The 14,492-nt window shown below is 68.6% G+C and carries 13 protein-coding genes and 1 pseudogene; 2 read left to right on the top strand and 12 right to left on the bottom strand.

From position 1 onward, the window contains the following. Position 1: 1 nt before the first annotated feature. A pseudogene (locus tag AC1MFI_RS12670) lies at positions 2-613 on the bottom strand (rhodanese-like domain-containing protein); the annotation flags it as partial. A 121-nt stretch (positions 614-734) separates the two neighbouring features. Between AC1MFI_RS12670 and AC1MFI_RS12675 the strand changes: the two are divergent. Next, complete coding sequence (locus tag AC1MFI_RS12675; protein WP_479817304.1) at positions 735-992, top strand: metal-sensitive transcriptional regulator; 258 nt, start codon at positions 735-737, stop codon at positions 990-992. 54 nt (positions 993-1,046) lie between these two features. Next, positions 1,047-1,457, top strand: a complete 411-nt coding sequence (locus tag AC1MFI_RS12680; RefSeq protein WP_479817306.1) for a DUF302 domain-containing protein — start codon at positions 1,047-1,049, stop codon at positions 1,455-1,457. A gap of 638 nt (positions 1,458-2,095) precedes the next feature. On the opposite strand, the gene AC1MFI_RS12685 is transcribed toward AC1MFI_RS12680, so the two are convergent. From AC1MFI_RS12685 to AC1MFI_RS12735, 11 genes are all read right to left on the bottom strand, one after another. Beyond that, complete coding sequence (locus AC1MFI_RS12685; protein WP_479817308.1) at positions 2,096-2,845, bottom strand: dienelactone hydrolase family protein; 750 nt, start codon at positions 2,843-2,845, stop codon at positions 2,096-2,098. A 315-nt stretch (positions 2,846-3,160) separates the two neighbouring features. Further along, positions 3,161-3,997 (bottom strand): hypothetical protein, encoded by an 837-nt coding sequence (locus tag AC1MFI_RS12690; RefSeq protein WP_479817310.1) that lies wholly within the window; start codon positions 3,995-3,997, stop codon positions 3,161-3,163. A gap of 626 nt (positions 3,998-4,623) precedes the next feature. Further along, positions 4,624-6,750 (bottom strand): 3-hydroxyacyl-CoA dehydrogenase NAD-binding domain-containing protein, encoded by a 2,127-nt coding sequence (locus AC1MFI_RS12695; protein WP_479817311.1) that lies wholly within the window; start codon positions 6,748-6,750, stop codon positions 4,624-4,626. Beyond that, positions 6,747-7,997 carry a thiolase family protein gene (locus AC1MFI_RS12700; RefSeq protein ID WP_479817313.1) on the bottom strand — a complete coding sequence of 417 codons (1,251 nt, stop codon included), beginning with the start codon at positions 7,995-7,997 and terminating at the stop codon, positions 6,747-6,749. Before AC1MFI_RS12700 ends, AC1MFI_RS12695 begins: the two co-directional genes overlap by 4 nt. Before the next feature lie 86 nt (positions 7,998-8,083). Next, positions 8,084-9,409, bottom strand: a complete 1,326-nt coding sequence (locus tag AC1MFI_RS12705; protein ID WP_479817315.1) for an HRDC domain-containing protein — start codon at positions 9,407-9,409, stop codon at positions 8,084-8,086. A 57-nt stretch (positions 9,410-9,466) separates the two neighbouring features. Next, the gene (locus tag AC1MFI_RS12710; RefSeq protein ID WP_479820876.1) at positions 9,467-10,093 is read right to left on the bottom strand and encodes a DUF3000 domain-containing protein; all 627 of its coding nucleotides are present in this window, start codon (positions 10,091-10,093) and stop codon (positions 9,467-9,469) included. 85 nt (positions 10,094-10,178) lie between these two features. Beyond that, positions 10,179-11,285 (bottom strand): threonine aldolase family protein, encoded by a 1,107-nt coding sequence (locus AC1MFI_RS12715; protein WP_479817317.1) that lies wholly within the window; start codon positions 11,283-11,285, stop codon positions 10,179-10,181. Then, a complete protein-coding gene (locus AC1MFI_RS12720; protein WP_479817319.1) occupies positions 11,257-11,976 on the bottom strand; it encodes an SDR family NAD(P)-dependent oxidoreductase in 720 nt (239 codons plus the stop codon). The genes AC1MFI_RS12715 and AC1MFI_RS12720 overlap by 29 nt, the downstream gene beginning before the upstream one ends. Then, positions 11,973-13,337: a DUF6421 family protein gene (locus AC1MFI_RS12725; protein ID WP_479817321.1), complete on the bottom strand. Its 1,365-nt coding sequence runs from the start codon at positions 13,335-13,337 to the stop codon at positions 11,973-11,975. The genes AC1MFI_RS12720 and AC1MFI_RS12725 overlap by 4 nt, the downstream gene beginning before the upstream one ends. A 211-nt stretch (positions 13,338-13,548) precedes the next feature. Then, positions 13,549-13,974 carry a peptide-methionine (R)-S-oxide reductase MsrB gene (msrB, locus tag AC1MFI_RS12730; protein WP_479817323.1) on the bottom strand — a complete coding sequence of 142 codons (426 nt, stop codon included), beginning with the start codon at positions 13,972-13,974 and terminating at the stop codon, positions 13,549-13,551. Positions 13,975-13,988: 14 nt separating this feature from the next. Then, on the bottom strand, positions 13,989-14,474 hold the full coding sequence (locus AC1MFI_RS12735; RefSeq protein ID WP_479817325.1) for a hypothetical protein: 486 nt from the start codon (positions 14,472-14,474) through the stop codon (positions 13,989-13,991). Between the last annotated feature and the right edge of the window lie 18 nt (positions 14,475-14,492).

Below are 14,492 nucleotides of genomic sequence, written 5' to 3' on the forward strand. Positions count from 1 at the left end.
CCGCCGCGTCCTCGCCGGCCTGCGGCAGGGGAAGCCGCAGGATGGCGCTCTCGCGGGTGGGCTCGTTAGCGGCTTTGTTCCACGGCATCGCGGACAGGGCCCTGCCCATGGCACACGTGTTGGTCGCCGCTGAGAACGTCAACCCGGCGCCGATGGCTCCAGCCAGCATGCGGACCTTGGGGGAGACAAACCTGCCTCCGACCAGCCCTACCATCACCAGGGAACCGGCGGCCAAGCGGACCTGACGCTCCATATCCCAGCGGTCCTTGCCCTTGACCACAGTGCCACCGGCGGCCGCGAAGCCGGGAACGCCGGCGGTGAGCACGTAGGTGGAGTCAAGACCCGCGGCTGCCATGCGCTGGCGGGCCTGCTCGGCCCGAACACCGGACTGGCAGACCAGAACCACGCGCGAGCCCAACCGGGCAGCGAGCTCATCGGTGTGTTCGGAGAGCAGTGGCAGCGGCACGTTGTAGGAGCCGCGAATATGCGTGGACTCGAACTCAGCAGCAGACCTCACGTCAATGACCACCAGGTCCCGGTGCTCGTTGAGCCAGGCCTGCAGGGTCTCCGGGGCAAGCGAGGTAACGGTGGACGGGGTGGAAGGGGATGTCATGGATAGCCTCTCGAAGGGGGTGCGGTGGGGTATGCCCCACTATTGCATATACCCCCGGGGGTAATCAAAACACCCCCTGGGGTATATAATCGAGGGACACCTCATCGATGGAGACTCCCTTATGGAACTGAACCCAGCAGAACTCACGCCCGTGATCAACCGCCTCAAACGCGCCCAGGGCCAACTCGCGGCCGTCACCCGCATGCTCGAGGAAGGGCGGGACTGCAAGGACGTCGTCACGCAGCTCTCTGCCGTCTCCAAAGCCCTGGACCGCGCCGGATTCGCCATCATCGCAACAGGACTCGAGCAGTGCATCGTCCAGAAGGACACCAGCATGGACAAGAAGGATCTGGAAAAGCTCTTCCTGTCCCTCGCCTGAGCCAGAGCCTGCTATTCACCGCCAGAACTCTTCACTTCCAGAAGAAGGAGCGCCATGACGTACACCCTTTCCACCACTATCGCCCTGCCCTGGGACGAGGCGCTGGAGCGCACGCGCGGCGCCCTCTCCGCCCAGGGGTTCGGCATCCTGACCGAGATCGATGTCCGCTCCACCTTCGAAGCCAAGCTTGGCGCTGACGCAGCGGACGCCGTCGGCGACTACGTCATCCTGGGAGCGTGCAACCCGGCCCTTGCCAGCCGCGCCCTCGCCGTGGAACCGGAAATCGGCGCATTGCTGCCCTGTAACGTCGTCGTCCGCACCAGCAAGGACCCCCAGGCCACCATCATCGAGGCCATCGACCCGCAGACCATGGTCCAACTCAGCAACGCCCCCGCGGTGAAAGAAATCGCCGACGACGCCGGCACCCGCCTTCGCGCTGCGCTCGCCGACCTGAGTCAGGGATGAGGTGAGCGTGGATCTGCGGATCCTGACCTCCGGCCTGGCTGCAGAGGCCGTGGATCCTGGACGGGCCATCAACCGATGGCGCGTCCAGCTGCTGGAGTGATTTCCCGCACTCGAGCAGGCCTTCGACTGCAGCCGGTCCACAGCCGCCCTGATGCTCCTGGCCCGTCACCGGACGCCTCAAGTCCGTCCAGTTCGCGGTGACACAACCGATAGTCGAAAGGCTCTTGGGATGACCGCACAGCGACGCCCACTCGTTGCACGATCGCAGCAGCCACCGGCCTGGCCGTAGTCACGGCACCCCTTCCAAGGAGACCGGCGTCCGCCGACAGATCGCGCAACACCGCAGGCGGATCGCTCATTGGACCGACTCATTGAACCGAGCGGACAGGATGTTGTGGTGGTTTCCTCCTCCCTTGCCAAAGTCGTCACCCGTAGGGTGAGCGGATGGATATGGGCGCTGGTGTGCTGCTGGTTGGGCCTCGTGGACGGCGTCTGTGCCCTGAACTGGCCATGAAGTTGGATCGGTCGGTCGGTCGGCAACTCTCCACCTATCAGGAGGCCTGGACCAAGACCCTGGACGATCCGATACTACGAGCGATGCCCCGTATCGTACGGGCTGGATCCGCCGCTGCCCATGGTCACGTCGACGAGGGTGCATCTGGGCGCAGGTGTGTATTGAAAAACCGAACGATGCGCCGGCGGGCATCTGCGGTGGCGGCCTCGTCATACCTGGTGCCGGAGATGCGGGCGAGGAAGCGCAGGAACAGGGTCTGATCCTCGGGTGCGTGGTCATTCATGAACCCGTGCCCCACCTCCGGGTAGATCTTCACGTCGTGGGGCACCTCGAGCTCGGTGAGCAGCCCGTCCAGGTGCTGACCGGCGCGCGCGCCCAGTGGCGACCTGTCAGCGCCGCCGAAGCTCCCCACGACGGGGCACGCCTGCGCCAACCAGTTCCTGGCATCCGAGGGGCAGCCGCCGTAGTTGACGGCCGAAGCATCGAAGCCGTGGCCCTCGGCCAAGGCGATGGCGTACCCGCCTCCCATGCAGAACCCGACCACGCCGACGACCCCTGTGCACCCTTCGTGAGCCCGGAGCCATTGCCGTGCTGCCTCGATGTCGTCGAAGGAGCGACCCCGGCGCGGGCCGAGGTCGCTCATGATCGTGCGCAGGCAGCGCAGCCTGCTGCCCCAGTAGTAGAGGTCGGGTGCGATCGCCAGGAACCCTTCCCCAGCCAGCCAGCGGGCGTGGCCCTGAAGGTCGTGGCTCATCCCCGTGAAGTCGTGAATCACGACGACGCCTGGCCACGGTGGTTCCGTCGTCGGCACCGCCACATAGGCGGTCATCGATCCACGACCGGTATCGATCTCCTGAAACGACGTTCTGTCCATAGCTCAGTCTGGGAGACATCGCGGTCTTTGGCCAGAGGAGGACGGATTCGGTGTACCTCGGCCGGAGAAGAAGGTTCTCAACCGACGCCCCCGTCATCCCGCCGATCCGTCGAGGTAGAGGTAAAGGTCATCAGCTTGGCGGGTCGTTCCGCCGGACGAGAGGGCGGTGCGTCGTCCGGCGGATTGCTCGACGGCGATGCGTCCATGAGCGGAAGGGTGACCGCCAGAATCCGCCCATCCTCGAGCGGGACACTCGAGGATCCATACACGATGCCAGTGCTCGTTGGTCCGGAGCCGTCGTGGTCGGATAGTCGGTCAGGTGCTGGTTCGTACGGTGAGCAAGTCGCGCACATCCGCCGGGAGTGTGCGCGCACCGCGTCCGTCGCCGTACAGCAGCTCGCAGCCGTCGAGCTCGACGGCGATGACCGTTCCGAGTTCAGACCCGTCCCGGCTCGGCCAGAGCGCCAGGAACGTCGTTGCCTCGTCATCACAGGAGCGCGGGACCGGCTCGGACGCAGCGGCGGCGGCCACCAGGTGGGCGGTCACGGCGTCGAGTGTGCCACCAGCAACGAATCGGCCTGAGCGCAGGTCGTTCGTCGCCGGCATGGCCGCCGCCCCGTCCGGATCGCCCGACTGCGGCTCCTCGGACTCCGCTGGGTCTGCCGGAGCGGGGGCGACCGTGTAGCGGCACCACCGCATCCCGTCTGTCTCGGACAGCCCCGGGTCACTTACCGGTGCGGGGGGAACTGGAGATGGCCCATCGGTGCCGGAGGAAGAGTCGGAAGGTGGAACGGACAGCATCCCACCTTCATCGAAGGGGGTAGTCCATGTTGCCGGGCATCCGCTGTCCAGTGCGGCGCGCGGTACAACCAGTGCCTGCTTCAACGTCGTGGTCTCCTGCACGGACAGGCCGGCGAGGGCGTGGTGGACAGCGGGCTTTGTCTTCGCACACCGATCGCGAGGGTAGTGCGCGTTGATCGCCCGGCCGTCCGCGTCGACGAGCCACAGCGGGGCCACGAGTTCCATATCAGCGGTGCACGGGCCAAGCCCCGTCCGGTCGTCCGGCGCGGCCAGGGCTGCCACCAGCTGTGTCAGATCACCGGAGAGAGTGACAGCAGTGACGCCGCTCCACTGTCCTTCAGAGTCCTCCACGTGTCCCGTCTGATCACAGCGAACTGCGGTGGTCGGGGTGAAGCCTGCCGGTATCCGACCAGGGTGCGGCGCCTCCGGATGCTGTGGACCGGGTGGGCTCGTCGTGTCGGGTTCGGGTAGCCACCAGCCGGCCGCATTGGGAGCAAGGCAGTCGTAGCCTTCGACGATTTCGGCGGTCTCCACGGTTGGGGCATCGTCGTCGGGAGAAGTGCCGCTGGGGGCGCTGGCGCACCCGCTCAGCAGCACTGACACCGTTACGGTGCCGAGCAGCACCTGACCGAAGACCGAGAGCCGGTCTGTCGGTCGCAGTGCACGCATGGCTTCACCCTGCCCCGTAGAATCCGCTGCGTCGATAGGCGGGACGCGTTCGTTACCGGAACGGTAAGCGCGCACATCGGGCGGTCCGAGTCCGGCGATAGCCGAGGTGGGCGTCTGGCCAGGTGGTGCGTGTGGACAGGTGCACCTCCACGGTGTCCCCGCATCCTCTGGCGAGGGTCTTCTGCAAGGTCACCCGGAGGGGCGCCACGTGGGCTCCGTCGCCTCCAGCGAACGCCATGACCGAACGCTTCCGGATCAGACGGGCGAGGTGGAGCGGGCGCCGGAGGCCTCCGGCGCCCGCTCGGGCGTCATGCCTGGTGGAAGGTCTTCCCGTTGACGCGCTCGGACGCCCCGACGCGGTCGAGGTAGGGGGTGATGCCGCCGAGGTGCAGGGGCCAGCCCGCTCCCATGATCATGCAGAGGTCGATCTCCTCGGGCGCAGCGACGACGCCCTCGGCCAGCATGCGCCCGATCTCGTCCGCCAGGGCGTCCTGCGTACGGCGCAGGACCTCCTCGGCCGAGGAGGGGCTGCTGCCGCGGTCCAGGAGTGCCAGCGTGGAGTCCGGGACTGCGTAGCTGCCGTCGTCCTGCTTCTCCCACAGGCCCCTGATGCCGGCGTCGATCAGCTTCTGCTGGTTGGCCGAGACGTGGAAGCGCTCGCCGAATGCCGCGTGCAGCGACTCCTGCACGTGCTGGCCGACGGGCAGGCCCACGAGCGCGAGGAGCCTGAACGGCGTCATGGGCAGGCCCATGGGGCGCAGGGCGTTGTCGGCGGTCGCCGCGTCGGTGCCCTCGTCGAAGACGGCGGTGATCTCCCCGAACATGCGGCCCAGGATCCTGTTCACGACGAAGGCCGGAGCATCCTGCACCAGCACGGCGTTCTTCTTGAGGCCCTTCGCGAGCACGAAGGCGGTCGCGAGCACGGCGTCGTCGGTCTTCGGTGCGCGCACGACCTCCAGCAGCGGCATCGCGGCGACGGGGTTGAAGAAGTGGAAACCGACCACGCGTTCCGGGTGCGACAGGTCGGCGGCCATCTCGGCCACGGACAGCGAGGACGTGTTGGTCGCGAGGATGCACTCGGGGGAGACGACGGCCTCCACCTCCGCGAAGACCTGCTTCTTGACGGACATCTCCTCGAAGACCGCCTCGATCACGAAGTCGGCGTCGGAGAAGACGTCCTTCGACACCGATCCGGTCACGAGAGCCTTGGTCCTGTTGGCCGCGTCCTGGCTCAGCCGCTTCCTGCCGAGCATCTTGTCGACCTCGGCGTGCACGTAGCCGACGCCCTTGTCCACGCGGCCCTGGTCGATGTCGGTCAGGACCACCGGCACCTTGAGCTGTCGGGCGAACAGGAGGGCGAGCTGGCTCGCCATGAGCCCTGCTCCGACGACACCGACCTTGGACACGGGGTGCGCGAGCTTCTTGTCGGGCGCCCCGGCGGGGCGCTTCCCGCGCTTCTGGACGAGATCGAGAAAGGCGTAGACCGTGGCGTGAAATTCGGGCGTCTGCATCAGTTCGGCCAGCGCGGCGCACTCGGCCGCGGCCGACTCCTTCCGGGACAGTGTCAGCCCGGCCTCCAGCAGGTCCAGCACGCGCGACGGCGCGGGCGCGGCATTCGACGTCTTCGCCTCGACGAAGGCGCGGCCGGCCGCGACGGCACTTCTCCACGCGGCGTCGTCGTACTGCGCGCGTTCGGCGCGGCGCTGCTCAACGGCGTCTGCGGCCGCTCCGCCGCGGATCACCCGCGCGGCCCAGAGCAGCGACTGCTCCAGGTAGTCGGCGGGTTCGAAGAGTGCGTCCGCGATGCCGAGCTCGTAGGCGGCCCGCCCGTCGAGGCTGCGGTTGTTGCTGAGCGGATTCTCGATCATGACCGTCACGGCGTTGGCGGGGCCGATGAGCCGGGGGAGGCGGTACACGCCGCCCCAGCCCGGGACGAGCCCGATGAACGCCTCGGGCAGGCCGATGCCGTTCGCGCCCGAGGACACCGTGCGGTAGTTCGCGGCGAGGGCGATCTCGAGACCTCCACCGAGGGCCACGCCGTTGATGAAGGCGAAGCTCGGCACGCCCAGGTCCGCGAGGAGGTCGTACGCCTCGTGGCCGAGTTCGGCCATGAGGCGGCCCAGGTGCTCCGACTTCACGCTCTTGACGGTGCTGAGGTCTGCGCCAGCGACGAGGAAGTAGGGTTTCCCGGTGACGGCGACGGCGGCGATCTCACCGCGCTCCGCCCGCTCCTTGAGGCCCTCGAGGGTCCGCCCGAACTCGATCAGGGTGTTCGGTCCCAGGGTCGTGGGCTTCGTCGAGTCGAGGTCGTTGTCGAGCGTGATCAGCGCGAGGACGCCGGCGCCCTCGGGAAGGGTGACGTCCTGGACGTAGGAGTGGGTGACGATCTCGGCGGGAACGAGACGGGCCAGTTCGTCGTAGCGTTCGAAGCTCATGCTGCATCCTGTCCGTAGTGCTCGTGGTGGGGGTTCTCCCAGATGACGGTGGCGCCCATGCCGAGGCCGATGCACATGGTGGTCATGCCGTAGCGCACTGTCCGGTCCTCCTCGAACTGGCGGGCGAGCTGGTTCATCAGGCGAACGCCGGAGGAGGCGAGGGGGTGCCCGACGGCGATCGCCCCGCCGTAGCGGTTCACGCGCGGGTCGTCGTCGTCGATACCGAAGTGATCGAGGAAGCTCAGGACCTGGACGGCGAACGCCTCGTTGATCTCGAAGAGCCCGATATCGCCGATCTCCAGGCCCGCCTGCCGCAGTGCCTTCTCGGTGGCCGGGACCGGGCCGATGCCCATGACCTCGGGTTCGACGCCGGCGAAGGCGTAGGCGACCAGGCGCATGCGGGTGGGCAGTCCCAGTTCGGCCGCGGCGTCTGCCGATGCGAGGAGGGCCGCGGTGGCGCCGTCGTTGAGTCCCGCCGCGTTTCCTGCAGTGACCCGGCCGTGGGCGCGGAAGGGGGTGCGCAGGGCTGCGAGGTCCTCGACGGTGGTGCCGGGACGCGGCGGCTCGTCGACGGTGTTCAGGGTCCAGCCGGAGCCCGCCTTCCTGCCGGCGACGGGAACCAGGTCGGGCTGGATCTGTCCGGCTTCGTAGGCTGCAGCGAGCTTCTCCTGGCTGCGCGCGGCATACGCATCCGTGCGGTCCTTCGTGATGGCCGGGAAGCGATCGTGCAGGTTCTCCGCCGTGTTGCCCATGTTCAGTGCCGCAGGATCGACGATGCGCTCGGACACGAAGCGCGGATTCGGATCGGCGTCCGCTCCCATGGGGTGGTTGCCCATGTGCTCGACGCCGCCGGCGATCACGACGTCGTACGCGCCGAAGGCGATGCCCGAGGCCGTCGTGGTCACGGCGGTCATGGCGCCCGCGCACATGCGGTCGATCGCGAATCCCGGAACGGTACGGGGGAGGCCCGCGAGGAGGGCGGCGGTGCGGCCGATCGTGAGGCCCTGATCGCCCGTCTGCGTGGTGGCCGCGATGGCGACGTCGTCCACGCGCTCGGGCGGCAGGGTGGGATTGCGCCGGAGGAGGTCGCGGATGCACTTGACCACCAGGTCGTCGGCGCGCATGCCCGCGTAGATGCCCTTGTTCCCCGCCTTCCCGAAGGGCGTGCGCACCCCGTCGACGAAGACGACGTCTCGGACTGCTCGTGACGCGCTCCGCGTGGGCGCGGTCCCGGTAACTGGGCTCACCTTGTGCTCCTCTTCGAGTTGTTGATCCGCGCTCATGTTACTGGTGAGTAACATAGCGTGCAAGCGGATCCCCGAGTCGCCTCCGGTCAGTCCTCGGGCGTCTCCTGGCCGGCCTGCTGGTCGTCCCGCCGGCCCTTCACGGGCAGCGGATCCGGATCGAGGAACGCCACGGTGATGATCGCCGCGACCTGCTCGATCTGCCACGGACGGGCGCCGAGCTCGGCGAGGGCTCCCGAGACGGTCTCGAGCGAGATCTCCGCCGGTGGGCGCCAGGCGATCCGGCGCAGGTAGTCCGGTGTCAGCAGGTTCTCCACCGGCATGCCGAGCTGCTCCGCGCGGTTCGCGACCCTCGGACGTGCTGTCTGCAGGCGCGCGGCGGCTTCCGGGTCCTTCTCAGGCCAGATGCGCGGCGGGGGAGGGGCGTTGGTGGACACGTGCAGGGGCGGGAGCTCGGTGAGCTTCCTCGCCTCGTTGATGCACTTGAGCCAGCGCGGGGCTTCCTTCTGGGCTGCCCGCCCATGGAATCCCCTGGTCGCCAGGAGCTGGGGCACGGTGTTCGGCATGGCCCGGGCAGCGGCCACTATCGCGGAATCCGGGATGAGGCGGCCGGGTGCGACATCGCGCCGCTGGGCGAGGTCCTCGCGTTCCAGCCACATCTGCCGGACGGCGGCGAGCTGCCGCCGGTCACGCAGCTGGTGCAGCCCCGACGTCCGGCGCCACGGGTCGATGCGGGGCTCGGCGGGCGGAGTGCTGCGGATGTGCTCGAACTCCTCCTCGGCGATCGCGAGTTTGCCGTCGCTCTCCAGGAGCTTCGCGAGTCTGTCCCGGAGGTCCGTCAGGACCTCGACGTCGAGTGCCGCGTAGCGGAGCCATGGCTCGGGCAGGGGCCGGCGCGACCAGTCGGCGGCCGAGTGCTCCTTCGCGAGGGTGAAACCGAGCTGGGATTCGATGACTGCGGCCAGGCCCACGCGGGTGAGCCCGGCGAGACGGGCCGCGAGCTCCGTGTCGAAGAGCCGGTCCGGCCACATGCCGAGCTCGGAGAGGCACGGCAGGTCCTGGCTGGCGGCATGGAGGATCCACTCCACGCCGTCGAGGGCGTCGTCGATGATCCGCAGGTCGTCGAACGGTTCGGGGTCGATGAGCCAGGTGCCCGCGCCTTCACGCCGGATCTGGACGAGGAAGGCCCGCTGTCCGTAGCGGAATCCCGAGGCCCTCTCGGCGTCGACCCCCGCCGGCCCGGTTCCCGCCGCGAGTGCCGCTGCCGCCCGTTCGAGGCCCTCCGGGGTGTCGATGACGAGCGGGACGCCGTCGCGCGGTTCGGTCAGGAGCGGCAGGACGGCGGCAGTGCCGGAATCGTCGGAGGAATCGGACGCTTCGACGCTGTCCGTCTGCTGTGAGGTGTCGGAACTCATGGTGATTTCAGTCTATCCCCGCACGTGCCTGCGGTTCGCAGTCCCCGCGGGGTGGCGTCAGGAGCGGCGGTGCGGGAAATGGGTGACGCCCTCGGGCAGGGGTGGCAGCCCTGCGAAGGTGCACACCATCTCCGACCAGGCCTCCAGGTGTCGGCGGACGTCGGAGGTCTCGGGAGTCCAGGACGCCCGTAGTTCGATGTCGATGGTGTCGGCCCGTTCCTCGAGGGTGCCGTAGCTCTCGGACAGGATCCTCGTGGCGGTACCCCCCGTGCTGTGATGGCGCGCTCCGTGGTTCTGGAGGGCCTCCACGAGCCAGGTCCAGGCGACGGAACCGAGCAGGGTGTCGTTGCCCATGTCCGGCTCGAGTTGCGCGCGGATGTAGGTGACGATGCGGAACCTGCCGTTCCAGACCGCGGAACCGGCCGGGTCGTACAGGAGGATGAAGCGGCCGGTGGCCAGTTCCTCGGGCTCGGGTGGCAGGATCAGGGTTCGCGCCGGTCCGTGGAGCGGCGGCGGCATGAGCGGGGTGGCCTCGAAGATCTCGGCCCCGAGGGCCACGGCGAAGGGTGCTAGCCGCGAGGGTGCGGGGATCTCCTCCAGCCGGATCTCGCTGCGGCGCGCTGCTTTCCTGAGCCCGGAGAGGGCGTCCAGGAATTCCACAGGAAGCTGCGATACGCCGTCGATTGCACTCACCCCCGCAGGCTATGCCCTGCGGGGGCGAGTTGGACGGCGACGCGCCGTCGGACCTCGGCGGCCGCGGGGCGAAGCCTCAGGCGGACACTTCCCGGCGGATCGCCTCGAGGAAGGCGTTCACATCCTCTTCCGTGGTGTCGAACGAGCACATCCAGCGGACCTCGCCGGTGGCCTGGTCCCAGTCGTAGAACCGGAAGCTCTCGCGGATACGGTCCGCGGTCCCCGGGGGGAGGATGGCGAACACCGCGTTGGCCCGCGTCTCCTGCGTCAGGATCACGCCCGGGATGTCCCGCGCGCCCGCCGTCAGGCGGGCCGCCATCGAATTGGCATGTGTCGCGGAGCGGAGCCAGAGGTCACCCTCGAGCAGGGCGATGAGCTGCGCCGAGACGAAGCGCATCTTCGACGCGAGTTGCATGTTGAGCTTGCGCAGGTACTCCAGACCGGTGGACGCCTCCTGGTCCAGGACGACGATGCACTCGCCGAACATCAGTCCGTTCTTGGTGCCGCCGAAGGACAGGATGTCCACGCCGGCGTCCCGCGTGAAGGCGCGGAGGGGCTGACCCAGTGCGGCGGCCGCGTTCGCCAGGCGCGCGCCGTCCATGTGGACGCGCATGCCGCGCGCGTGGCAGTGGTCGGCGATGGCCTTGATCTCGGCGACCGAGTACAGCGTGCCGAGTTCCGTGGTCTGGGTGATCGAGACCGCCAGGGGCTGCGCGCGGTGCTGGTCACCCCACCCCCAGGCCTCGCGGTCGATCAGCTCGGGGGTCAGTTTCCCGTCCGGTGTGGGGACGGTCAGCAGCTTGATGCCGCCGACGCGCTCGGGTGCCGCGTTCTCGTCCACGTTGATGTGGGCCGTCTGGGGGCAGACGACGGCACCCCACCGCGGCAGGATGGACTGCAGCGAGAGTACGTTGGCGCCGGTCCCGTTGAAGACGGGGAAGATGGAGATGCCTTCGCCGAAGTGGTGCTCCATCACCTCCTGCAGCCGGGCGGTGTACTGGTCGTCGCCGTAGGCGACCTGGTGACCTTCGTTGGCTGCCGCCAGGGCCGTGAGGACTTCGGGATGCACGCCGGAGTAGTTGTCGGACGCGAAGCTTCGCTGGGTCCGGTCGTGCAGGGATGCGGGTGGTGTCAGGGTGTCGGTCACGGTGCCATTATCCCCGACGGGTGCCCGCAGCTGCATCGATGCGGGCGCCGTTGACCTCCGCGGCGGGCGCTGACAGCAGCGACGCCAGGATGTCGGCCAGATCGTCGACGTGCGTGAAGCCCGGGAAGCGCCGCTCGGGATGCTGCTCCCGCATCGCGTCGTCCACCAGGGCCTTGACGACGACGGCGGTGGCGGCCGCCGCGGTGGCGTCCCTGGTGAAGCCCTCGGCGACGGCCTTCAGCCAGGCGTCGACCGAGGCCTTCACCGCGGCGTAGGAGGCGTTGGCCGCCGTCGGAGCAGCCACGGCCGTCGCCGAGACGGCTGCGAGCCGCCCGCCGTTCCGGGCCAGCTGGTCGTAGAAGGCCCGGCTGGTGTTGAACAGCGTCATGAACACCGAACGGTGCAGGAACTCGTGGTCCGCCGTCGACTGCGCGGTGATGCCGCCGGCGCCGCGCCAGCCCCCCACGAGGTGGAAGAGCGCGTCCGCGCCGCCGTGGTCGTCGAGGACCCGGCCGGCGAGGGAGGCGACCTCCGCCTCGTCCGTGAGGTCGCACACCTGCCGGTCGACGCCGTCGAGCCCGGCGAAGGCCGCTTCGAGCCGCCCGGCGTCGGAGCCGACGGCGACCACGGCGAGTCCGTCCGCGATCAGCCGCCGCGTCAGGGCGACGCCGGAGGCGCTGGTGGCACCCGCGACGACGGCGGTGCGGGGGCCACCGGGGCTGGTCATGCCGCGTCCGCCGTGATGCCGGTGGTCGACTCGATGATCGGCCTCATCTTGCGGTCCAGCGCCTCGAAGAACATCGAGAGCGGGAACTCGTCATCGAGGACGGCGTCGGTCAGGGCGCGCGGCGGGCCCATGAGCTCGAGCGCGTCGGGGCCCTTCGCCCACACGGAGGCGGGGTGGGGCGTGACCGTGGCGGAGACCAACTCGTAGGCGGCCAGCCAGTGCGCGGTCTTCGGGCGGTCGATCGAGCGCCAGTAGAGCTGCTCGATCTGCTCGCCGAGGGCGACGACGACGTCGGCGGCCTCCTCCCAGTCGATCGTGAGCTTGGTGTCGGTCCAGTGCAGGACGCGGTGCTGGTGCATCCAGGCGAACAGGAGCTGACCTCCCAGGCCGTCGTAGTTCCGGACGCGGCTGCCCGTGATGCTGAAGCGGAAGATGCGGTCGAAGATGACGGCGTACTGCACGAGCTTCGCGTGCCGGCGGGCCTCGGGCGAGGCGTCGTCGTCCTTCTCGATCCGCACGGACTCGCGGAACGCCGTGAGGTCGCAGCGCAGTTCCTCGAGCGAGTACAGGAAGAACGGCATGCGCTGCTTGATCATGAAGGGATCGAAGGGCAGGTCGCCGCGCATGTGGGTGCGATCGTGGATGAGGTCCCACATCACGAAGGTCTCCTCCGTGAGCTTCTGGTCCTCGAGCAGCTCCAGCGCGTCGGCCGGCAGGTCGAGCCGCGTGATCTCTGCAGCGGCTCGGACCACCCGGCGGAAGCGCGCGGCTTCACGGTCCGCGAAGATGGCGCCCCAGGTGAAGGTCGGCGTCCGGCTGACGGCGACGGTCTCCGGGAACAGCACGGCGGAGTTCGTGTTGTAGCCCTCGGTGAAGTCGAGGAACCGGATGGGCACGAACAGTGCGTTGGAGTAGTCCCCAGCCTCGAGCTCGCCGATGAACTCCGGCCAGAGCACCTCGATGAGCACGGCTTCGACGAGTCGGCTCGTGCTGCCGTTCTGGGTGTACATCGGGAAGACGACGAGGTGCCGGAGACCGTCGAGCCGGTGCTGCTGGGGCTGGAAGGCCAGCAGCGGCTCGAGGAAATCCGGAACCGCGAAACCGCTCGCGTGCCAGGCGTCGAAGGCTGTGACGGTGCGGTCGAGGTATTCGGCGTCATGGGGGAAGAGGGGGGCGAGCTCCCGGACGGCGGCGGTGACGGCCGCGGTGTACGCGGCTGCGGCGCCGTGGTGCTCAGGATCGGGGATGGAGCCGTCCTTCACCTGCAGGAGGCGCAACTCCTGCGCTGCCGATTTGAGGGCCTGCCAGGCGGCGGTCTCCTGTGGCTTCCCGACTGTCGGGGCGAGGGGAGTGACGGTCATGGCTCCTGCTTTCTCTGTTCGTGCGCATCGGGCGTCATGTGCCGCGAGCGTAGCAAGCAGAACAGCTGTACTTAGCCTCAGCGCCTTACAAAGAAAGAAATTCTTATGCTCAGCGAGGTTCTGATGAGGAGAAGGGCCAGTCCGTCTTCACGGTCCCGGACAGCACGAAGGCCGGCCCGGAGGCCGGCCCTACCTGCCCGGATCGCCGCGGTCAGGCGGTGGGTACCAGCTTCATGGAGATGGAGTTGATGCAGAAGCGCTGATCGGTGGGGGTGTCGAAGCCCTCGCCCTTGAAGAGGTGGCCGAGGTGCGAATCGCAGCGGGCGCAGCGCACCTCGATCCGCTCCATCCCGAGGGACCTGTCATGCAGGTAGCGGACCTTGTCCTCCGCCAGCGGCGCCCAGAAGGAGGGCCATCCGCAGTGGGAGTCGAACTTCTCGTTGCTCGTGAAGAGTTCGGAACCGCAGGCACGGCACGCATAGGTGCCCGCCGTCTTCGCATCGTAGTACTCACCCGTGTAGGGGCGCTCGGTGCCGGCCTGGCGCAGCACCTGGAACTCCTGCGGGGTCAGTTCCTGCCGCCACTCGTCGTCGGACTTCTGGATCTCTGGCCGGTAGGTGTCGCGTTCGGTAGTCATACTTCTCCCAACGCCTACGAGTCGCCAATAAATCCCGAGCCGGAGTACAGGTGGAGGACGGCGATGCCGAGCTTGTCCTGCGCCTTCGTGGCCCAGTCCGTGTGGAACGTGTCCGCCATGGCGTGGGGACGCGTGATGACCACGGCCTGCACGGCCCCACTGTCCGCGGCCTCCTGCACGAGGGCGTCGACCGGGTCTCCCGCCGTCGTCCGTCCGCGGGCCTCGAAGCCCTCCCTGGTCAGCAGGTGCAGCGACTGCTCGAGTGCGGTGCGCGCGGCGACCTCGTCGTGGCGGCGGTCGTCGGACGAGAAGGTCCGGAAGGCCTCGCCGACCTCGAGGAGGCTCAGGTGGCGAAAGAACTCGCCGAGCACGGATTCGTTGCGGTCCTCGGGGACCAGGACGACGACCTCCGCGGGCTCCTCGCCCTGGAGCGTCTGCAGGTTGCGGAGATCAGGGTGCGTGAGGGCTTCCTCTGTCAGCACGACGATTGTTTGTGTCATGGCGCCACTGTACTGCCG

This window comes from Arthrobacter sp. BC5 (genome assembly GCF_056680255.1).